The sequence below is a fragment of the Sphingomonas zeicaulis genome (assembly GCF_050433225.1).
GTDB classification, from domain to species: Bacteria; Pseudomonadota; Alphaproteobacteria; order Sphingomonadales; family Sphingomonadaceae; genus Sphingomonas_D; species Sphingomonas_D zeicaulis.
In genome coordinates, this window is sequence record NZ_JBNPXQ010000013.1 from 26,535 (window position 1) to 48,940 (window position 22,406).

14 protein-coding genes are annotated in these 22,406 nt (G+C 63.8%); 3 read left to right on the forward strand and 11 right to left on the reverse strand.

Annotated features, from left to right (window positions below; genetic code table 11):
- The first annotated feature begins 318 nt into the window (after positions 1–318).
- A complete protein-coding gene (locus FHS96_RS27245; protein WP_429599417.1) occupies positions 319–1,029 on the forward strand; it encodes a FadR/GntR family transcriptional regulator in 711 nt (236 codons plus the stop codon).
- Between the two features lie 5 nt (positions 1,030–1,034).
- Here FHS96_RS27245 and FHS96_RS27250 read toward each other — a convergent pair whose 3' ends face one another.
- Positions 1,035–2,258: an ROK family transcriptional regulator gene (locus tag FHS96_RS27250; protein WP_429599419.1), complete on the reverse strand. Its 1,224-nt coding sequence runs from the start codon at positions 2,256–2,258 to the stop codon at positions 1,035–1,037.
- A gap of 479 nt (positions 2,259–2,737) precedes the next feature.
- Positions 2,738–3,139, reverse strand: coding sequence for a GFA family protein (locus tag FHS96_RS29385; protein WP_488168734.1), 402 nt, complete (start codon positions 3,137–3,139; stop codon positions 2,738–2,740).
- A gap of 368 nt (positions 3,140–3,507) precedes the next feature.
- On the opposite strand from FHS96_RS29385, the gene FHS96_RS27255 reads away from it, so the two are divergent.
- Positions 3,508–4,851 carry a M24 family metallopeptidase gene (locus tag FHS96_RS27255; RefSeq protein ID WP_429599421.1) on the forward strand — a complete coding sequence of 448 codons (1,344 nt, stop codon included), beginning with the start codon at positions 3,508–3,510 and terminating at the stop codon, positions 4,849–4,851.
- A 36-nt stretch (positions 4,852–4,887) separates the two neighbouring features.
- Here the strand turns inward: FHS96_RS27255 and FHS96_RS27260 are convergent, their stop codons facing one another.
- The 5 genes from FHS96_RS27260 to FHS96_RS27280 all read right to left on the reverse strand — a co-directional run bounded on the left by FHS96_RS27260 (position 4,888) and on the right by FHS96_RS27280 (position 14,083).
- Positions 4,888–6,246 (reverse strand): M24 family metallopeptidase, encoded by a 1,359-nt coding sequence (locus FHS96_RS27260; protein ID WP_429599423.1) that lies wholly within the window; start codon positions 6,244–6,246, stop codon positions 4,888–4,890.
- Between the two features lie 9 nt (positions 6,247–6,255).
- Positions 6,256–7,500, reverse strand: a complete 1,245-nt coding sequence (locus FHS96_RS27265) for a M24 family metallopeptidase (protein ID WP_429599425.1) — start codon at positions 7,498–7,500, stop codon at positions 6,256–6,258.
- Positions 7,497–8,906 (reverse strand): M20/M25/M40 family metallo-hydrolase, encoded by a 1,410-nt coding sequence (locus FHS96_RS27270; RefSeq protein WP_429599428.1) that lies wholly within the window; start codon positions 8,904–8,906, stop codon positions 7,497–7,499. The genes FHS96_RS27265 and FHS96_RS27270 overlap by 4 nt, the downstream gene beginning before the upstream one ends.
- Before the next feature lie 63 nt (positions 8,907–8,969).
- Entirely contained in the window at positions 8,970–12,017 is a 3,048-nt protein-coding gene (locus tag FHS96_RS27275) for a TonB-dependent receptor domain-containing protein (RefSeq protein WP_429599430.1), read from the reverse strand.
- Between the two features lie 74 nt (positions 12,018–12,091).
- Positions 12,092–14,083 carry an alpha/beta hydrolase gene (locus tag FHS96_RS27280; protein WP_429599432.1) on the reverse strand — a complete coding sequence of 664 codons (1,992 nt, stop codon included), beginning with the start codon at positions 14,081–14,083 and terminating at the stop codon, positions 12,092–12,094.
- Between FHS96_RS27280 and FHS96_RS27285 the strand changes: the two genes are divergently transcribed.
- Positions 14,062–14,889, forward strand: a complete 828-nt coding sequence (locus FHS96_RS27285; RefSeq protein WP_429599434.1) for an IclR family transcriptional regulator domain-containing protein — start codon at positions 14,062–14,064, stop codon at positions 14,887–14,889. The genes FHS96_RS27280 and FHS96_RS27285 overlap by 22 nt on opposite strands.
- A 618-nt stretch (positions 14,890–15,507) precedes the next feature.
- Here the strand turns inward: FHS96_RS27285 and FHS96_RS27290 are convergent.
- From FHS96_RS27290 to FHS96_RS27305, 4 genes are all read right to left on the reverse strand, one after another.
- A complete protein-coding gene (locus tag FHS96_RS27290; protein WP_429599436.1) occupies positions 15,508–15,702 on the reverse strand; it encodes a hypothetical protein in 195 nt (64 codons plus the stop codon).
- Complete coding sequence (locus tag FHS96_RS27295; RefSeq protein ID WP_429599439.1) at positions 15,699–17,432, reverse strand: amidohydrolase; 1,734 nt, start codon at positions 17,430–17,432, stop codon at positions 15,699–15,701. The genes FHS96_RS27290 and FHS96_RS27295 overlap by 4 nt, the downstream gene beginning before the upstream one ends.
- A 29-nt stretch (positions 17,433–17,461) precedes the next feature.
- A complete protein-coding gene (locus FHS96_RS27300; protein ID WP_429599442.1) occupies positions 17,462–19,570 on the reverse strand; it encodes a TonB-dependent siderophore receptor in 2,109 nt (702 codons plus the stop codon).
- Positions 19,571–19,713: 143 nt separating this feature from the next.
- Entirely contained in the window at positions 19,714–22,332 is a 2,619-nt protein-coding gene (locus FHS96_RS27305; RefSeq protein ID WP_429599445.1) for a helix-turn-helix transcriptional regulator, read from the reverse strand.
- Positions 22,333–22,406: the final 74 nt, after the last annotated feature.

Consider the following 22,406-nt stretch of genomic DNA (forward strand, 5'->3'; position numbering starts at 1 on the left):
AATCGGGCGGAGGAATTTCGCCATCGCCCGACGCTCTCGACAAATGGAAGATCACGAAGGGATATATGGGGTTTTCGAGGCTCTATGCTTCTCCGATGAGGCGATCGACAAGGAGCCTTGCTTGTCATACAGAATGAAACGGTCGTTATGATGTCCCCTGCCTCACCGCGTTTCACTCGCGCTGGCGACGGATGACATGGGCTTGCCGCCGGCGCCTTCACGCCGATTGATCGCCGGGTCGCGCATGCCCGGCATTCCCACTCCGTCTCATCGCGCCGTTTGGGCGGCGGCGCGGCACGGATCGCAGGAGACCCACGCATGCCGCCATCATTGACCGACCGCCTGTTCAGCATGCTCGAAGCGCGCATCCGATCAGGCGAGATCCAGCCGGGCTCGCGCCTGCCGACACAGCGCGAACTGTGCGTGCACGAGCGGGTGAGCCGCACCGTCGTGCGTGAGGCATTCGCGCGCCTCACCGCGCAGGGCCTGACCACCTCGCGACAGGGATCGGGTGTATTCGTCGCACGCCAGTTGCCGCTACAGGCCTTCCAGGTGACCGCGGACGAGCTTTGCGACATCGAAGATGTCATCAAGCTGATCGAGATCCGCCTCGCAATCGAGAGCGAGATGGCCGCCCTGGCCGCGGCGCGACGCAGCTTCGCCGATATCGCCGCACTGCGCGATGCGCTCGAGCGCATGTCGGGGGCGGGTGACGACACGGCGGAATCGGCGCGTGCCGACACGGCGTTTCATCTCGCCATCGCGCGGGCGACGCAGAATGAGCATTATGTGCAGATGATCGGGTTTCTGGGCGAGCGCCTGGTTCCGCCCCGCGCGCTCTACCTCCGCGACCAGTCCCTGCAGACGCGAGAGGACTATGCCACGCTGATCGACCATGAGCATGATATGATCCTCGATGCGATCATCCGGATGGAACCCGACCGGGCGCGTGAAGCGGCGCGGGAGCACATGCAAGAGAGCCTCAGCCGCCACTCGCGCCTCGGCACCAGCGGCAGGCATGGCGATTGACCCCACTATCGCGCGACGTTCATCAGGATCGCGTCGGAGGGGAGCAACTGGTCCGCGAACGGCAGCAATGCCGCGCCCACCGCAGGCGCGATCGACGGGGTGACCGCACGCGCGATCGGCGGCACCGACGGGATCTCGCCGGCATAGGGCGCGAGGGCCGCCGAGAGGCGGGTCGCGAGCGCGTCGATCAGGGTGGCCGGCAGCCGGCCGCCGATCAACACGGCCTGTGGGTCGATCAGGCAACTCATCGCAATCATCGGATCGACGAGCAGGCTCGCGGCCTCGTCGAGCCAGTCGTCGATCGTTGAGCGTGCGATGGGATCCCCGCCCTGAAGCGCCGACAGCGTATCCGAGGCACAGCCCGCCTCGATCAGCCGTTCGTAGAGCGCCGACAGCGACACGCGCGTCTCGATCGACCGTCCGGCCGCCTTTCCGGTTCGACCGACAATATATCCCAGTTCGCCGCTGCGCCCCGTCGCACCGCGATAGAAACTGCCATCGAGGACGAGGCCTCCGCCGAGACCTATGCTGATCAGCAGGTAGAAGAAGCTGGCGGACTGCCTGCCTGCGCCGAAATGAAGCTCGCACAGCGCCGCGGCCGCCGCGTCATTGTCCCGGTGGATCGGCCAGGGCAGAAGGTCTGCAAGCAGCACGGCCGGGTCGATATCGGTCCAAAGCGAGAAGTCGTCCGGCCGTCCGCGCAACGCGCGTTCCGCCATGCGATCGGGCATCGCCAGCCCGACCCCGATCACCCTGTCGCGGGGTATGGACGCCGATGCAGACATTTCGGCGAGGCCCTCCTTGACGAAGGCGCGCACCGCCTTGGGTGACGGATAGAGGATCTCCTGCGTCACACTGGCGCGCACGCTGCCGGCCAGGTCGAGGCAAGCAAGGCTGAGATGATCCCGGTCGATGTTGAGGCCGATCGCGAAGGCGCCGTCTGGATCGATCGCAATCCGCAGCGCCGGCTGCCCGCGGCCAAGCTGGATCTTGCCAGCCTTGCGGATCAGCCCGTCTTCTTCCAGCCGACGGGTGATGTTGGCGATCGTCGGCCCGGTCAGCCCTGTCAGGGCCGCCAGTTCGGTCCGGGTCGTAAATGTCCGCCCGCGGATCGCCTGAAGCACCACCCGCTGATTATAGTCGCCCGCGCGCTCCAGATTGGTGCCCGACAGGCTGATCGCCAGGCGCGTGGCGCGCGCGTCGGACGGGGAAGCTGGGATATCGGACATGGAAGCACACCAGAGTCTGGCGGCCGCGCCCGTAATGGCGTGACCGGAGCCACACAAGTAGATGCTCAAGCGGTTTTTGTCGAAGGCCGTCAGGCCGCGGGGCAAACCGGCCTTTTGCCCGACGCGCGCGCCGTTGCCGTGGACGATCGGTGCCAAGCGGGATCACATGAAGCAGCCCGACGGGACATCGCAAAACGACCTTGATCGGATTAGCCTGACTGGGATCAAGGACAGCAGTCACCTGCACCTGCAGGCTCGCCCAAGCAGCGCGCCCCCCGCCTGCCGCCTGCGCCTTTTTCGTCGAGGCGGCGCGCCGTTCGATCGTCATTCAACTGAAGCAGCCCGATCGCCATCGCGCGAAGCTCCTCTTCGGCCTAACGCCCGAATCCGGCTTCGTCGCGCGCTCAGGTGGAATTGCGCCGATCCAGAAGCATAGCCACTAGCCGAACTGACATGGAAGGCAGTCGTCGGCAGACTTGCTAGGCCCAGATGTCTTTTACGACTTTGCCACTCGGGGGTAGGTCCTCGAACGTGTTCAGGCCGTCAAAATGATCGATGGCGAGGTTGGCAACTTTATCTAAGGGTGCAAGGCGAATATTTACCGCCATGCAGGTCCGACCATCACTTTCCGTTCGCAGGCCGCGCCAAGCGAGTACCACGGCGCAGCATGGGCAAAACAGGATTTCCAAGGCCGGATCCTCCTTTCCCAACCTGCGATAGGCCCGGGTTTCGCCGCTGACCGCGACCCCCTCGCCCTCGAAGTCATAGGCCCAGAGAGCGCCGTAACGACGGCAAAGCGCGCAGTTGCAAGCAGTGACAGGTCCTGGGTCACCGGTGAGGGTCCAACTTGCACCGCCGCAATGACACGAACCTGTCAGCACTGAGCCATCCAACCACTCCTCGCCACCAAGCTGTCATGAACCTTCGATGGCTGCAACGGCGTCGTTCCCTGCGCGACTTTAAAGGTGAGCTTAAGCCTGCCATCTCGCTCACCGCTTGTTTTCTATCATCCGACCGCGCGGGGGAACACTTGACGTCTGCTCTCGGCGAAATCCGGCGGCCGACATGAGACTTGGTCGTTCATCGAGGCGAGAGGCCGCACGTTCCGCTCTGTTCCAGCTATATGCCGGTCCATTCGCTAATGGCGAATATTCAGAGGGATAAGCACTTGCTCCCCTGCAGCTGCACTGCATAATGACCGCTCAGCGAACACATGTGCGCATCGTGAACGATCTGACAGGGAGGGTATATGCTGATCTCATTGCTGGCTGCGACGCTTGCCGCCGGCACGCCGGTTGCGTCTTCGCGACCCGCCGAGCTTGCCATGCCGGCAATCCTGCCGCTCGAGCGTCGTGCCGAAACGGAAGACCGGTGGCTGAAGCTTAGACTGGAACAGCTGCTGCCGACGCTGATGCGGCGCGACAAGGTGCAGATGTGGGTGCTCGTTGCCGGTGAGTATAACGAGGATCCGGTAATGGAGACGATGCTGCCGGCGACCTGGCTGCATGCCCGTCGCCGGACCATCCTGGTCTTCTTCGATCCCGGCGATGGCAAGCCCATCGAGAAGCTTGCTTTGGCGCGCTATCCGGTCGGTGATTTTGCGCCGGCGTGGAACCCGGACGAGCAGCCGGACCAATGGGCGGAACTTGCGAAGATCATCGCCGCGCGCAATCCCGCGACGATCGCGCTCAATCGGTCCGAAGGCTTTCCGCTCGCCGACGGACTCAGCTCGACCCACTATGAGGCGATCGTCCGCGCCATCGGGCCGGATTATGCCAAGCGGCTCGTCAGCCACGAGCGTCTGGCGCTGGGCTGGCTCGAGACGCGCATCCCCGAGGAAATGGCGACCTATCCGACCATTGCACGCATCTCGCACGCCATCATCGAGGAGGGTTTTTCCGAGCGCGTCATCACGCCCGGCGTCACGACATCCGATGATGTGGTGTGGTGGTTCCGCAATCGGATCAAGGAGCTGAAACTCGATACCTGGTTCCAGCCAAGTGTCGCTATCCAGCGTGCCGACGGCGGAAAGTTCAGCGTCCAGGAAATGGGGTACCGGGGCGACACGATCATCATGCCCGGCGATATGCTCCACGTCGATTTCGGGATCAGCTATCTTGGTCTCAACACCGATATCCAGCGCCTTGCCTATGTTCTGAAACCAGGGGAGACCCAGGCGCCCCGCGGGCTGAGGGACGGCATGGCGGCGATGAACCGGGTGCGTGCGGCAACGATCGCGGCCTTGAAGCCGGGACGCAGCGGCAATCAGGTGCTCGCCGCCGCGCGCCGCCAGATCGAGGCGGAAAAGATCGATGGCACGATCTACTCGCATCCGATCGGCCATCATGGTCATGGTGCCGGCACATGGATCGGCGCGTGGGAAAACCAGAAGCCCGCGCCCGGTCGCGGCGATTATCGCATCGACCCCAACACCGCCTGGTCGATCGAACTCAATGCCCAGCACGACGTTCCGGAATGGGGCGGGCAGAAGGTTCGCTTCATGCATGAAGAGAACGGTTTTCTCTCAGCCGATGGCGGCTTCCGGTTCCTCGATGGCGGCCAGGAAGAGTTCATCCTCCTGCCGCGCCCGTGAACGGGGAGGCTCGGCAGACCCTCTGCCGAGCCTCGCTCAGCGTGCTCCGATCAGGTGGAACCGGGTTTGCCGGCCATCGATGTAGCGGACGGTCTTGCCGTCGAAGAAGGCGTCTTCCTCGCTTTTGAAGTCGACCATCTGGCCGTCCCATTCGGGTACCTGGCGGGAAGCCATGAGTTCGATCGACCAGGCGATATTGGGGCGCAGCTTGTACTCGCCGGTCGGCACGAAGCTCTGCTCTTCAGAGAGACCGATCGAACTGCCGGCGCCATGCCCGTGATAACCGATCGGGTGCGAGTAGATGCGCGGCTTCAGCCCTGCCGCAATCGCGGCAGCACGCGCGCGATTGAGCACCTGATTGCCGGTGACGCCGATGCCGAATTCGCGGGTGACGGCATCCTGCACCAGGTTGTTGTCCCGCATTCCCGCCTTCAGCCCGGCAGGCGCATCGCGCTCGCCGTCACGCAGCACATAGGCCATGTGCTGGGTGTCGGTGCTGAAGCCGAGATAATGGATCCCGAAATCGACCCGCAGCATGTCGCCCTTCTGAATGACGCTGGCCTGCTCGCGCAGGACACCGGGCGTTCCTCGGCGCGTCACTTCTACCGACGGATGGAACCAGGATGCCAGTCCAAGGTCGGCGACGCGCTGGCGATACCACCAGACGAGATCCTCGTTGGTCGTCACGTCGGGCTTTACGACTGCGGTCGAGAAGCCTTCGCCGATAATGGCGTGGGCGACGCGGACGATTTCGGGATAGACCTGCATTTCTTCAGGCGTGCGGGTCTCCAACCAGCCGATCGCCAGCGGATAGCCCGGAACGATGCGGCTCCGCATCTCCGGCGTGAGCGCTGCGGTCAGGTCCGTATATTGGCTGTGCGTGAGACCATCGGCGAAGGCGGTGAGCGAGGAGATGTTGAGCGCGATCTTTTTCGGACTGCGTTCGGCGATCAGTTCGCGAACCCGCGCAAACTGATCGGGCTGCTTCTCCATGTCCCAGACCGGCTGGTAGAGCGTGCCCATGCCATGCTTGCTGACCACCAGCCGTTCGATCGGCTTGCCGTCGCCAGGATCGAAGAAGATCAGGATCGTCCGCCGCCGCGCGCGCAGATTGGTGGCGTTGAGCATCGTCGTGACCACCGGGTCTTCGAGATACTCCCGCGCGACGAGCACCCACATGTCGATGCCCTGTTCGCGCATCAGTGCCGGCAGCACGGTCTGAAAACGGCGCTCCAGCCAGCCGTCACGCAGCTTCGCCTGGTCTCGCAGGGACATGATGGCCGGCATCGCCGGCGACATCGTTTGTTCCTCCTGCGCCGCGACCGGCGTTGCGAGCGACGCCAGCGTTACGGCCAGCGCAGTGGCGCAGCCGAGCAGGCTCTTCGAACGTGACATGAGACCCCCTTATCCGAACGGCTTGTCGAGCGAAGACGGCGGCTGCGTGAAGAAATGCGGGCCACCGTCGGTCATGTAGAAGCAATCCTCGATGCGGACGCCGAACCGGCCAGGCAGATAGAGCCCCGGCTCGTTGGAGAAGCACATGCCAGGGGCAAGCGCCGTGGTTTCGCCGTGCACGAGATTGACCGGCTCATGGACGTCCAGCCCGATGCCGTGACCGGTGCGGTGCGAGAGCCCGGGCAGCGCATAGCGGGGGCCGTAGCCGAGCTTCTCATAGTAGGCGCGCACCGCATCATCGACACTGCCTGCGGGCGCGCCGACCTTCGCCGCGTCCATCGCCACATTCATGCCCTGGCGCATCGCCTTGAAGGTCCGCCGCTGCTCTGCGGTTGGTTCACCGAAGACGAACGTCCGCGAAACGTCGGCGTGATAGCCCTGAACCGTGCAGACGCAGTCCATCAGCACGAGGCTGCCGTCGGCGAGCCGCAATCTTTCCTTCGAACCATGTGGCAGGGCGCTGCCGGGCCCGACCTGCGCGCTGCTCGAGCCCCGCTGACCGCCATTGGCTGCGATCTCACGCAGCATGATGAGGTTGATGTCATCGCCCGTCATCCCGGCGCGTACCTGCGCGTGGGTCGCGCGATAGGCGGCGATCATGATGTCGTTGGCGCGCTGCATCAGCGCGATCTCCGACGGGCTCTTGATCATGCGCAGGGCGTTGACCGGCGCGGCACCCGAGACGGTCACGAGGTCCGGCAGCAATCTGCGCAGGCCGTCGACGATGAAGAAACGCGTGGTGTCCTCGACCGCCAGCGTTCCCCCGTCGAGCTTACGCGCCTTGAGCCAGTCGGCGACAAGACGGAACGGGCTTTCATCCTCCTGCCAGACGCGAACTTCGCCGGGCACGTCGAGCATTTCGCGGATCGAGGGTTCCTCGAAGAACGGCGTCACGACCAGGACGGGCCCGTCAGCGGGGATAAGCGCCGCCGTCGTCCGTTCGCTGCGCCACCAGTCGATTCCCGTGAAATAGACCAGCGAGGAACCGGCCTCGACGAGAAGCGCCGCGAGATTGCGACGCCGCAGTTCCGCCTGCAGGCGGAGCAGCCGGCCCTCGCGCTCGGCGCGCCTGATCGCCGGTGGCGCAGCCGGAGGGTTCGTGGCCGCTGCGGCCAGCATCGATGGAATGGTCGCCATCGCGCCCGTCGCGATCGCGCCGCGCAGAATTTCACGCCGCGCGACGGCGATGCTCATTTCCGGCCGCCCAGGTCGCGCAGCAGCGCATCCCAATAGTCGAGCTGCTTCAGATAAGCCGCGATCGGCACGCGCTCATCGGTCCCGTGCGCCCGGCTGTCCTCTGCTCGGAGTGCGAGCGCGCCGGCGCCATAGGTCGGAATACCGGCGTTGCGGAACTCACGTCCGTCGGTGCCGCCAGAAGACATGCTCGGCTTGAGCTTGACCCCGGGATAGGTCGCGTCCATTGCCTTTTGCAGTCGTGCGAAGAGCGGCTTGTCGACCGGCGACACCGGGCTCGCGACGCCCTGGCCGACCAGCTTGACCTCAAGCGTGTCGCCGACCAGCGTCGCAAGCTTGGCCTGTACCGCCTCGACCGTGGTTCCGGGGAAGATGCGGCAATTCACCGTGGCCGTGGCGTTCTGCGCAAGGGCATTCGGCGCGTTGCCCGCCTGGAGCATGGTCGCAACGCAGGTCGTCCAGAGGATATTGGATTGCTGCGGATATTTCTCGGCGATCGCACGTGCCGCCGCATCGTCCGGCTTGGCGAGCAACGCGGTCAGCGCATCGCCCAGTTCGCCGGGCTGCTCCTCGGCCAGGTCTGCCACCATGATCCGCGTGATCTCGTTGAACTCGACCGGGAAACGGAATGCCTCGAGCGCCTTCAGCGCACCCGCGAGCGCGTAGATCGCGTTGTCCGCGCGCGGTGCCGAACTGTGGCCACCGGCGTTGCGCGCCGAGATGGTGAAATTGGCGTAGGTTTTCTCGGCGGCCTGAATGTTGAAGCGATAGCGTCCGTCCACGCCCTGCAGGCCGGATCCAGCGTCCGAGTTGAGCGCGAATTCGGCGCGCGACACCAGCGGATGTTTCGTAAGCGCGCGCGTCGACATCATGCCGGTTTCCTCGTCACCCGAAAAGGCGAGCAGCAAATCCCGCTCGGGGACGAAGCCGGCCGCCTTCAACCGGATGAAGGTCGCGATCAACGCGGTGACGCCGGCCTTGTTGTCGGTCGAACCGCGGCCATAGATGTAGCCGTCCTTTTCCGTCGGCACATAGGGATCGGTCCCCCAATTTTCCTTAAGGGCATCCACCACGTCCATGTGGCCCAGCAACGCGATCGGCTTCGCACCGGGGTTCCGCCCCGGATAGCGCACGACCAGGCCAGCGGTCTTTTCTCCGTCGATGTCGACCGGCACCACCTGGATATCCTCGGCCCTGAAACCGGCCTTGCGCAGGCGGGCAGAGAATTTTTCGATCAACGCGGGCACCTGGCCACGGCCCTTGGCAGTGGGCGTCGCGATCGCCTCCTCCAGGATCTCGCGCGCGAGGACGCGATCCGCTTCTGTTACCGGTGCCGCCATCGCCATCGATCCGGCCGAGGAAAGGAGAAGCACGGCAGCGGTACCGGCACACCAACGCAGAACCATTGAATATTCCTTCGTAACGAGGCCGCCGAAGACTTTTGCAGGTCTCCGGCGGCCAGCAGCGCCTTAGAAGCCGACTGACGCGCTCAGGAACAGGTAACGTCCAGTCGCATCATAGAATTGCGGATAGCTGTTGCCGTTGCCGCCGTCCTCAATCGCCGCCGTGGTGGTGAGCGGCGGATCCTTGTCGAAGAGGTTGTTGACGCCAAGCCGGAACACGAGGTCCTTGCGAACCTCATAGGATGCCGCGAGATCGAAATAGCTGCGGGCGCCAAGCTTGCGGTTCACCTCGGAGAAGCTGCCGGTCAGCGCCGGCTGATCGCTCGTCTGCGCGATCTTGACCGAGGAGACGTAGCGCCAGGTGGGGGCCAGGCTGAAGCTTCTGGTCGGCGACCAGGTCATCATCAACTTGTGACGCCATTCCGGACGCGGCCGGCCGCACAGCCCGGCGTAGAGACCGGCGCATTCATAGATGTCGCTTTCCGGCGAATTGGGAAGCGGAACCGTCCGGTACGAGTCGAGATAGGTGCCGACGAGATTGAAGTTCAGTCGCCCTCCGCCGATGCCCATGTCGTCCAGGCTCATCCGGTAATCGACGACCACGTCGACGCCCTTGGTCTGCAGCGACCCGGTGTTGACGTTGAAGCGACGGAAGAAGCCATTCTCGCTCTGCCACAGCGATCCCGAAGCGCTTCGCTGGATAAGGCCGCAGAAATAGGGATCGCCGCTCGACAGGCAGTTCGCGATCGAGAGGTTGGGATTGACGCTTCCCACGAGGTCTTCGACCTTGATGTCGAAATAATCGAGCGACAGGGTAAGGCCCGGCACGAACCTCGGTTCGAAGACCGCGCCCAGCGACAGCGTCTTTGCGGTTTCCGGCTGCAGATTCTCGTTGCCGCCGATCAGCGAGTTGAACTGGCCTGCAGGATTGTCGACGATGTTGCCATATTGCGCAGCAGTCACGCCGGTGCGTGCACATTGCTCGGCAGTGGCGACCGGTGTGGGGCCCGAGCACGGATCATAGGAGCCATCGGCATTTTCAGTGAGTTCGACCTCGAACAACTGCTGGCTGGAGAACAGCTCGATCACGTTGGGCGCACGCACCGCGCGCTGATACGAGCCACGCAGGCGGAAGTCCCGTATCGGTGACCAGTTCAGGCCGAGTTTGAACGTGTCGGTCTTGAAGCCGGTATCATAATCGGAATAGCGATAGGCACCTTCGAACGACAGGCTGTAGAGACCAGGCAGATTTTCGGCGAGCGGAACGACGACCTCACCGAAGAACTCCTTGGCGACGACCGAGCCGCTGATCGGAAGCTCGGGGCTTGCTGCGGCCTGGTAGACCTCGTCCGGCAGATAGTCGACCGAGTTCTTCCGGAATTCATAACCGAACGCCACCGAGACGCCGCTGCTCGCGAAAGGCGACTGGATGCCCCATTCGCCCAGATTGCCGTCGATCGCGGCAACGACGTTCACGAGGTTCGTGTCGCCGGTGATGCCCTTGACTTCGGCGACATAGTCGACGGATTCGGCGCTGGCCTGCGGACCGAAATAGTCGAGCGGCGCGCAGTTATCGTCATTGTTGTTCGGATTGGCGTCCGCATTGATCGCGCAGACGATCTGTCCCGCGGAATTGCGGACGGCGTTGAACGCGTTGGCCGTCCGTTGGCGATTGGCATCGCCATAGAAGCGGCTGCGGTAGCTCACCTTCGAATAGATGCCGTAGACATCATAGCGGAAGGGCCCGGCAATCTCGCCGCGGGCGCCCAGTACGATGCGATAGCTCTGGTGCTGGATGTCGTCCTGACGGTTGCCGCCTTCGACGTTGCGGCGCGCGACCAGTACGCCCTGGGCGATCGAGGCCGGGCCCGTGTAATTCCCGGCGGCGTCATAGGTGCTGGCGGTGGAAAGTCCGCGGCTGGTGCAGAGATAGCTGGCCTGTTGTGCGCTGAGGAACGGGTTGTCGCAGTTGATGCCGCTGATGCTGCCGGCGCCCACGGTGATGCCGGCGCTGTTGGTGCCGGGCGCGATCTGCGCGACCGAGCGGTCCTCCATGAACGACATTTCCAGATAGGGCGTGAAGTTCTCGTTGACCTCGTAATGGGCCATGGCGCCCAGCGCGTAGCGCTCGTCGGGCCGCTGATAATAGTTATAGGGCGCGAAGTTGTACGTCAGCGAGCCGGGCACGAACTGGCCGTCCGCGGTCGCGCGGAACGATGTCGGCAGGCCGGGAATGCCGCCGGCGTTCGTGAAGTTGGCGGGCGCATTGGTCGCTGACCCGCTGCACGAGAACTCGCCGCCATTCGGGCCCGTCGCGCCCAACGCGCAGGCGCTGTAGTCATAGTCCGCCTGCAGGATCGGGTTGACCTTGCGATAGGTCGCATAGGCGGTGACATTGCCGCGATTGTCCCCGATGTTGCCGCCTGCCACGGCGGAAACCTCGGTGGTGAACCCGTTCCAGACTGTCTTGTCCGGCTTCAGATAGGCACCGGGGACGCGTTCGTTGTTGCGGTCGAGCAAGTCGCGCAGTTCGTCGCGGTCATTGGTGTGCTGAAAGCCGGCGATGCTGCCGGTAAAGCGGATACCGCTGAAATTGTTCATCAGCTTGAAGTTGACGACCCCGGCGATCGCGTCGGAGCCGTAGACCGCCGAGGCACCACCGGTCAGAACCTCGACCGACTGGATCAACGGCGTCGGCACCTGGTTGATATCGGAGGGAATGTTCTTCGGCGAACCGTAGGGCAGGCGCCTGCCGTTCACGAGCACCAGCGTGCGCGACGGACTGAGGCCGCGAAGGTCGACCTGGGCGGTGCCGGTCGCCTCGTTGGAGTTGGCTGCGCCCTGCGCCGCGAACACCTGCGGCAACTGGTTCACCAGATCTTCGGTGCGAACCGTGCCGCGGACCGCGAACTCCTCCGAGGACACGGTGGTTACGGGGCTGACGCTTTCCAGGTTCGGTGAGCGGATGCGCGAGCCGGTGACCACGATATCGTCCGCGTCGGCGACACCCGCAGAAGTGTCGGCTGTGGCATCCTGCCCGAAGGCGGACGAACCGGCGCTCCCCAGCAGCACGGCGGAACACAGCAGGGCCGTGCGCACTCTTGTCCTCGTCATCATATATAGCTCCCTGTTTGCTTGTCGCGGCGCACCGATCCCGGGCGCCGTTCTCGTCCCCCTGCGGCGTCGGATTATCTGTATCGCCAGCTCTTGAGGTCGGCGCCCTTGGGGGCCGATTCCTCGATACGCTTCAGGATCTTGGGCACGTACATGCTGTTGTAACGTAGCCGAGAGATAGAATTGGGCAATGATGGATCGCCGTTCCAGCAATGTTCGGCGCGATCCCCATAGGTGACTTCGCCGCCATAGGCCGGCTTTGCCTTATTCAGGAAATCTTCCATCAGATAGACGGCGTTGTTCAGGTAGAAATTGTCCATATCTCCGACGTAGATATTGATCTTTCCCTGCAGCTTTGGAGCGAGCTTCTGCCAGTCGCGCTCGAGAATGTGCCGAAGGTCATAGTTCTCGCGCCAGTACGCGGCCACGCCGGAATCGATCACGCCGGTCGCCTTGTCCCAGATCCGCTTGGGATAGCCGTCCGGCCCCATCGGCGAATAGACCGCCTCCCAGATATCCCACTGGCCGCCCGACCGGGTCTTGTCGCCCAGTACGAGTTCGAGCCGGTTCTCGTCCTCGATCGTCAGCGAGACATGGCCGAGATAATCGCGCTTGCCGGGCTTCGCGACGCGGCCGAAGGGCCCTTCGCGCCAGTAGGCGTTCTTGTCGTCATAGATGTTGGTTACCATGACCTGGCGGAAATCGATCGGATCCGGGCAGGCGGCAAAGGCGCCATTATACTGATCCGGATAGAAGACCTGCACGGCAAGAGCCTCCCAGCCGCCGGTCGAGCCGCCATAAAGGAAGCGCGACCAGCCTGCACCGAGACCGCGGAACTGTTTCTCCAATGCCGGTATGAAGTCATAGGTTATGGCGTCGCCATACGGCCCGATACTTGCCGAGTTCACTGCATAGCTGTCGTCATAATAGGGGTTGGAGTGATCGATCTCGACGATCAGCATGCGTGGGAAGTCGGCCGACACCCATTGCTTGTAGAAATCGAACGCTTCCTGCTGCTCGGTGCGGTTATAGCAGGGTTCGTTGCTGAAGCGCTTGCTCGGTTCGCACTTGATGTCGGCGTCGGGCGGCGTCGTCCGGAATCCCCCGAAATCATCGGGGAAATGACCGTGAAAGACAGCCAGCGGATACCGCGCCTCGGGATGTTTATCGAAATCCTTGGGCACAAGCACATGCCCACGGATATAAACGTCTCTGCCCCAGAATTTCGAAAGCCTGTCGGATTTGAACTTGAAATGACGGACAAACTCCGTGTCCTTCGGCTCCTCGATCGGCGGAAGCACCTCCGTCAAAGCAAGCTTGATTTCGCCTGCGCGCTTGGGGTCGAAGTTCACCTTGACGGGCTTGCTGATCAGGTTGCCTGGTTCCTTGCGCCAGTTCTGGCCGGCCCCGCGCGCCGCGGGCAGCTTCACGACCTTGCCATTGCTCAGCTTGAAGCTGTCATATTTATGAAGAACCGCCTGGACGGTGTAGGTGCCCGCCGGAACGTCCGTGAGACTGCGTCCGGGAAATCCCGGCACGCTCGTGCCGATCGTTCGGGTCTGACCTTTGCGGAAATCGGTGATCGGGACGCCGAAGACCTGTGCACCGTCATAACTCGCCTCCACCTGGAAGCGCGGCTCACTCTTGTCGTCGGCAGCGATGATCAGGATCAGGCGCCCCTCATAGCCGGAAGCTTCGGCATCAGGCGCCGAAAGCTCGATCCGGAACTGCTCGGCGTGAAGCGCGGAGGTGCTGATCGTCGACGCCGCGAGTGCAGCGCAGACGGCAAACGTCTTTCGCATGTCCATCCCCTTGTCCGGCAAGCGCCCCGCTTTGCCGCACCTGAAACGTGCATCCAATAAAGCGTGAAAGTCAACGCAATTTTGATCGCATAGCGCACGGACGTTGCGATAGCGAACAATCTGTCTCAGGGTGGACGCCCTGCGCGACCGCGCTACGATGGCCTTTTGGATTGATGTTTCAAAATGTTTCTGGGTCCAGCCAGGCCAATGGAATACCGGTGCCGCCGGGGAGAAGGATAAGCATGTCTGATGTTTTGCGCGCACCGCGCTCGGCTGGCGATGACGAGGCGCCGGAGCTGGAGCAGGAGGATAGCGACCGCGACTATGTCGCGTCCCTTGCCCGGGGGCTGGAAGTGATCTGCGCCTTCACGCGCGACACACCGGCGATGACGCTCAGCGACGTCGCGAAGGTGACCGGAATGTCGCGGGCGACGACGCGGCGGCTGCTGCTCACGCTGGTGCGCGAAGGCTATGCGGAAAAGCGCGACCGCCACTTCTCGCTGCGGCCAAAGGTCCTGCAGCTTGGTTACTCGGCATTGTCGTCCGTCGGCATTCTCGACATCGTGCAGCCCGTCATGAATGCGCTTTCGCAGCGGACGCAGGAATCGATCTACACGGCTGTCCTGACGGGAGACGATGTGACGTATCTCGCACGCTCGACGCCGGATCGTGTGATTTCGGTCAGCATCAACATCGGCAACCGGCTTCCGGCTTACGCAGTCTCGACCGGACGGGTGCTGCTCGCGGGCGAAAGCGACGAGGCGCTGGCGCGCTACTATGACCGCGTCAAGATCGAGCGCCACACGGTGAACACCGTCAGTTCAAAGAAGCAACTGCGTGCGATCGTCGACGAGACCCGCCGCTTGGGCTACTCGCTCGTCGATGAAGAACTGGAGGTCGGCGTTCGCTCGCTCTCCGTACCGATCTATGACGCCGCGGGACAGGTCGTGGCGGCGCTCAACGCGTGCTGCCCTTCGATGCGGTTTGCCGTGGATGAGATGCGAGAGAAACTGGTTCCTGAGCTTCGCGCAGCCGCGGCGAGCATAAATGAGCGTTTCCAGCAGACATAGACACCCAGATCGAAGCAATGAGCAGACTCACTGCCGAAGTCTTCCGCACGCTAGGGGGATGTGGCTGAGCCGGCAGCTTCCGCCCCGGCCGCGCATCACGACTTCCTTTGCTGCGGAGGACGATGCCCACGACCGCTTCTGCCGAGTCCGGTCGTCCGGCACGGCATGGGTCAATGGCCGCTCCGCCCCAAGAACTCCACATGTGGTCAGCGTGCAGCGTTGGTGCTTCAACTCCGCCGTCACACGGCGCGGAGCCGGATCCTGATCAATGCCCTTCATCGCGCAGAATGTGCCACCGGTAACGATCGTTGCTGCAACGGTCTGAAAGCGCCGCCAGCGATCAATCCCGCCGTGGGCCTCAAGCGTCCGAGAGAGCAACTCGCTCATCATCCCGGTTCCGAAAGAGGAATGTGTCCGCCTGTGGCTTCGATGCTCATAGCCGTCACCAGCCCCGCCCGAAGCCAAACCGGGACCAGCCGCCGCCCCACGGGGCCCCACAGCGCCCAGCCCCAGCGCGCATCTGCATGGTCGCGCGCGGTCGCCCGCTCGGTCTCGGCAATCCGTTCAGACTTCCACTCGCTCGTGAATGATGCACCATCAAAGCCCGGGATCAAACATCTAGGCGGTGCTCAGCGCGGCTTCTAGGGCCACCCTCTCGGTCGCAATGGCATAGCTCACGATGTGGCTGGCTGCGCCGCCGTTCAGGATATCGTCGCCCAGACCGCCGACCGGCACCTCGTTGCTGCTATTGCCGACCAGGCTGTTGTTGGCGTCGTCCTCCGTAACCTGACTGCCCGTCCAGCCGTGCGTCATGGGGCGGCGACCGCCAGCGAGCCGTGCACAGGTTTTCCCTTGAACAGGGTCAGCAACACCTGTGTCTTGTGGATGTCCATCGGCTTGATGCGGAACAGATCCTGGTCGAGCACAATCAAATCGGCGCTCTTGCCTACGGTGATTGAGCCCGTGACGCTTTCCAGATGGCTCGTATAGGCAACGTCGATCGTGTAGCTGCGCAATGCGGCTGCCAGCGATACCGCCTGCTCGGGGAGCAATGGCGGTAGCGAACCGCCCGGCGCGGCGCGCGTGATGGCGACCTCGATCCCCTCCAGCGGATTGGCCGAGGCGACCGGCCAATCGGCGCCATAGGCGATGCGGCCGCCGCCCTTGGCGACGCCCGCCTCGGGATAGATATAGGTCGCGCGAACCGGCCCGATCGTCTTGATCGTCAGATCCATATAGGGCTCATGGCACGCCCAGAGCGGTTGGAAGACCGCGGTGACGCCGAGCTGGCCGAAGCGCGGCTGGTCGGCGGGATCGATCACGTTGAGATGCGAGATCATCGGCCGCGTGTCGCGCTTGCCGCCATGCGCCTGCGCCGCAGCGACCGCATCCAGCGCCTGCCGGACGCCGGCATCGCCGATCGCATGGAGGTGGACCTGCATGCCGCGTGCCGCCACCTGCGATACCGCATCCGCCAGTGCGGCGGGAGCGATCTGGGGCGCGCCCTTCTCGCTGCTGCCCTCATAGGGCGCCAGCATCGCCGCCGTGCGCTGCGGGATCACACCGTCGACGAAGAATTTGACGCCGTTCGCGGTCAGCCCCTTCTTCCGCGCTGTTTCGGTGATGCGTGCGATATCAGCGATCTGGTCACTGCCGCGGTCATTGTTCCAGTGTATGTCCATCACGGTATGCGCGGTCAGCGCACCTCGATCGCGGACCGCGGCATAGGCGTCCAGCGCGCGGCTCGTGCCGCCGTTCTCCCATTCCAGCGCGGCATCGTGCCAGGACGTGATGCCGATGCTGTTGAACAGCCTGGCCGTATAGATGATCGCTTCCTGCAGGTCGCGGTCGGTGGGCGGTGGCACCAGCTTGTCGACCAACGCCATCGCTGATTCTTCCAGTCCGCCGATCGGCTCGCCAGCCGCGTCCCGATCGATCTTGCCGTTGGCCGGATCCGGCGTGTCGCGCGTGATGCCGGCCAGTTCAAGCGCCTTGGAATTGACCCAGAGCGTGTGCCCGTCTGATTCAAAAATCAGCGCGCGGTCGCGCGAAACCGAGTCGAGCACGTCCTTGCGCGGAATGCCGCTGGGCGGGAACAAGGTCTGGTCCCAGCCCGAGCCGAAGATCGTGCCGGTGCCCGGTGTCCGCGCAATGCAGTCGGCGATGATGCGCCGATAATCGTCGAGCGTCTTGCCGGCGTGGAGCGAGCAGCGCGCATAGCTCATGCCCCCGAAGATCGGGTGGGCATGCGCATCGCCGAAGGCAGGCATCACGAACCGCCCCTTGAGATCGACGACGCGTGTTCCGCTGCCCCGGCGCTTTGCGACCTCTTTTGCGCTGCCGACGGCGACGATGCGACCACCGCGGATCGCCACTGCCTCCGCCCACGGCTTCCCGTCGTCCACGGTGTAGACGCGGGCGTTGGTCAGGATGACATCGGGGGTATCTTCCCGCGTCTCGGCGGGTGCCGCTGCCGCCATGGCGATGGCGGCCGCCCCGGCCATGAACAATCGAGCCCCGCGGGGAAAGGCGCCAGTACGCAAGAACATGCTCCTTCCAGATTCAGACAGCATCAGAACCGCCGCGTGACGCCAGCGATCAGGGTGCGATCCTTGGCGGCGACGCAATAGGCGTTGGTGGGCGCGGCCACCGTGCAGCTATCATAATAGCGCTTGTTCAGGATGTTGCTGCCCGTCACCGACAGCGTCCATGGTCCAGTGGACAGCCGCAGCGCGGCATCGACCAGCGTCACGTCGGGCGTATCGAGGATCTGCGCGGTATCGATCTTGCTGCCGATATAGCGGACGCCGCCGGCTGCGTTCACTTCCCAGTCCTCGCCGAACATCAGCGTCTTGGAGCCCCAGATCGAGGCGTTGTGACGCGGCACGCCGGCGACGCGATCGCCGGCGGCTGACACGGTGTTCGCGGTGATCACCTCCGCATCGACATAGCTGTAGGATGCGGTGATGTCGAAATTACGCGGCCGGCGAAGCGCTGCTTCCAGTTCCAGGCCCTTTGCGCCGACGCTGCCGCCTTGCAGGAAGTTCTGGATGTTCGAGGGATCCTGCGACAGGCGGTTATCCTCGACGATGTCGAAATAGGCCGCGCTCAGCAGCGCGCCTGAGAATGGTTCCCACTTGATGCCACCTTCATATTGGCGGGCACGCTGTGGCTGATAGGGATTGCCGTAGAAGTCGCCACCCGAGACCGGCACGAAGCTTTCAGCATAGTTGAAATAGGGCGATACGCCCTCGATCAGCTCGACAATGATGCCGCCGCGGAACGACCAGGCAACCTTTGCCGTCTCACCCTGGCCCGTGGCGCGGTCTCGCCGGAGGCCGAGCACGACATGAACCCGGTCTGCATAGCTCATCTGGTCCTGAAAATAGAGGCCGAGCTGCGTATTCTTGAATTCTTCGGTATAGAAGGGCGCATATGCGAACCGACCGGTCGGCTGCTCGGTGTAGATGTTGATCGGCGGCGGCGATGTGAAACAGCCTTCGAAGGGGCAGGAATAGCCCTGATCCTTCGTTTGCTTGAAATAGAGATAGTCGATGCCCCATAGAAGCTTGTGGGTGATCGGACCGGTGGTCAGCTCCGCCGTAAAGTTATTGTCGGTGTTGAAGACCTTGCTCTTCTCATAATTCACATACCATTCGCGGTTGGCTAGGGTCTGCGCCGCGTCGGCCCAGGGCGTATCGGTGTAGTTCAGATACACCTCGCGATAGTCGGTATCCATGTCGCTGTAGCGCGTGATGCTGCGGAAGGAGAGATTGTCGTTGATCCGCTGCGACAGGATTGCTGCGACCGACTTGAACTCGGTCTCGGTGCCGTTGAAGTCGGGCTCACCCTGATAGAAGTTGAAGCGGACCCGCTTCGACCGATCGTCACCTAGGCGGGAATTCTGATAGGGCGTGTAGCCCAGCGATCCCTGGCTGTCTTTCTGGTAGAGGCCGATGACCGAGATGTCCGTATCGGTGGACGGCTGGAACCGCAGCGACGGGTTAACCAGAACGCGATCGTCAGGCGTGCCCCATTGCGTTTTGGCGTCGCGCGCCAGTGCGACGAAGCGCGCCGCGACACCGTCCGCGAGTGGGCCGGTGAGATCGATCTGCCCCTGGATGCGATCGTCGGTGCCGCCATAGGCCCCGACGAGCCCGCCGAATTCGAAGTGTGGCAGCTTGCTGGTCGCGTTGAGCACGCCGCCCGGCCCGCTGGCGCCGTAAAGCACCGATGATGGCCCACGCAGCACCTCGGCACGCTCCAGCGTGAACGGATCGAGGCGGGCCCCATAAATGAAGTTCGGCATGCGCTTGAGGCCGTCGAGATATTGCGTTGCGTCAAAGCCGCGAACCGAGACGAAATCGCCGCGGCCATCGACGCTGGCGGCTGCCGACACGCCGGCGCTGTAGCGATAGACGTCCTGGAAATCGACGACGGTGCGATCGCGCATCTCCTCCGCCGTGATTACGCTGATCGCCTGCGGTACTTCGGTGAGCAGCGTATCGGTCTTGGTCGCTGCGACCGCACGGCCCGCAATCACCGTGATATCGGGCGCCGTCTCCGGTTCGGAGATTTGTGCTGCAGCTGTCGATGCCAATCCGCAGCTTGCAAACGCCGCGAGCCACAGCGCCTTTCGCTGCAGCCTGCATGCCATTCCGTGCATGGCTTCCATGTCCATCGTCGCCACCCCCTTTTCGTTGACCAGACAGCGAATGCCCGACGCTTTCCCGGTGCTTTCCGCTGCACTGCATTCAACAACAGCGCGCGGCGACTGCCACGTTCCGCGAAGGGTAAGCCTTGGTGAAAACGGGTAAGCGCCGCTCAGCGGACCGCCGGCGGCTGGGCATATCCGCGCTCGTGCGACACGCGAACCGCGTCGCGGCGCGTGTGTACGCCGATTTTGCGAAAGATTGATTTCAGCCGATATTTTACCGTGTCGGGGGACATGCCGATCTGCCGCGCGATTTCCTTGTTCGAAAGTCCCTGACTGAGATGGACGAGGATCGCCGTCTCACCCTCGCTCAGCACGCTTTGGCTGATGCGATTATCGCGATGCGGGCCGATCGCGCGCATCAGGCCGCGAAGGAACTGGGCGCGAAAGCGATCGCGACCGTCGCCCGTCCGCGCCGCGGCATCCAACAGAGGCTGGCGCGTGTAGCGATGCAGATCGACGAAGGGGCGCGTCAGCCCGTGGAACATCGCCGTGCCAACCGCTTCGTCGAAGAGTCGCTGCGCTCGCGGTGCTTCATCGCGTCGGACCAGTGCCTCGGCGAGCAGCAAATTGACATCGACAAGCAGCCGCCCCGCGCCATGCTGGTTCGCCCAGCGGCGCAACAATGTGAGATCGGCCTCGGCCGCCGCCGCGTCATTGCGCGCGAGCGACAGCTTGGCCCGCGTCAGCATGGCCGCGACCGCGACCGGCCGATAGCGCGGCGATTCCTCCGCCATTGTCCTGGCAAAGCCGTCCATGCCGCACGCCTCAGCAAGCGCCGCCGCCCGTGAGGGGTTATCCTCATGATCGAGAGCGATCGTCACCTCGCACAGGCGCGCAAGCAGTTCGAGTTGCGGCAGGCGGCGCCGGATCGACACGCCGCGTGCGCGGGCTAGGATCAGATAGGCCGCCTCGAAATCGCCGGCCGCAGCGGTAGCGCGCGCGGCCGTATGATAGGCGGCATGATAGACGTCCACCCATCCGTCCGACTGCTCCATGTGGGGCAGCGCCCATTCGAGCAACTTCAGCGCCTCGCCATCCCGGTTCTGTTCGAACAGCATTTCCGCTTCGAACGCGGCGCAGTTCGCCGCCAGATCGGACTGCGGGCCGAAATGCGCATCGATTTCCGCGCGGGTGATCGCCAATATCTGAACGGCGTCGATCAGCCGCCCCTGTGCACGCCGGATTCGCGCTTCCTGGAAGTGGGTGAAAAGCTCGGAGTAGAGCAACCCTTGTGCGCGATAATGCGCGCGCGCCGCGACCGTCGGCTCAAGCGCGCGCTCCAGCCAGCCGCCCTCCATATACTTGGCGCCAAGCGCCTCGGTGACGTTGGCGAGCACGAGATGATCGTCCGCCGGCAAGGTCCTCAGCAACGCTTCGCGTTCGAGCAGATCCTCCAGGGTCAGCGGCAGATTTTCATAGTCGGCAAGCGTATCGCCCACCACGCGCACCTCGATCCGGGCATCTGCGGACAGATCGTTCGATGCCATGTCGGCCGACAGCGAGTCATAATCGGCGCGTGCCGACGCCATCTCGCCGATCTTGATCTGCAGATAGATCCGGGCGAGGCGCAGCCGCCAGCGGCCATCCACCGTGGCGCGCGGTAGCGCATTCAGCGCACGTTCCACCACCGATTGCAGCCCGTGCGGGATCAGTCGCCACGCCCCCGCCTGTTCAAGGATGTCTGCCATCAGATCGGCATCGGCGGCGCTGGATGCGTGCCCGACCGCCTCCGCGACCTCACCCCGGTCGAGCTTATACAGCGCCGCGCGGTGATGCATCGCGCGGAAGGTGGCACGGTCGTGCCGACTGAGCCGCCCGCGCAGGAATTCGGCGAAGAGCTGATGATAGCGAAACGCGTTGCGGCCGGCATCGAGCGGGGTCAGCACGACGCCCTGCTGCTCGAGTTGTTCGATCACCAGCCAGCCATCCTGACGGTCGCACAGATGGTCGATCGCTTCCCCCGTGATCCGATCGAGTACAGCGGTGCGCAGCAGCACCTCTTGCGTCGCGGCGGGCAGCGCGGTCAGCACCTGTTCGGAGAGGTAGCGCGCCAGTTCCGGGCTTGGTCCGCCGACATGCGCGGCCAGCGTATCGCGGTTGACGCCGCGCCTGATCGAGAGCGCCGTCAGTTGAAGCGCGATCGGCCAGCCTTCGGTACGCGCCATGATCCTGTCGAGATCACCCTCGGCGAGCTGGACCTGGGGATCGAGCAGCGCGGACGCCTCAGCGCTCGAGAAGCGGAGGTCGTCGGTGCTGATTTCCAGCACCTGTTCCGCCGCGACCAGCACCGACTGATCGAGCCGCGGATAATCGCGTGACGCGGTAACGAAGTGGCAGTTGGCCGGGGCCAGGCGGATCAGCGAGCGGAGGAAATCCGAGACTGCGGCATCATGCGCCCGATCATGATCATCGAGGATCAGAACGGTGGTCTCGCTATCCCGAGCGAGCCGGCTGATGATCGCGGAAAGCGCTGCACGCGTCGGCAGATCGACGGGCCCGCGCTCATTCTCCGGGTCCAGCGCGAGCGCGATGTAACGCGCAAGACTTGCGGCGTCGGTATCCGCATCCTCCAGCGACAACCATGCCGTGCGGATGCCTCTGGCATAAAGCGTATCGCGCCACTGGGAGAGCAGGCTCGTCTTGCCATAGCCGGCAGGTGCGTGAAGCAACGTCAGCCGTTTGCCCAGCGCCTGATCGAGCCGGGCGAGCAGGGCATCGCGTCGCACGCTGTTCCCGAGCCACGCGGGCGGTGCGATTCGGGTATGGATAAGCTCGTTCACGCGCCTCCCGACGAAAAGAA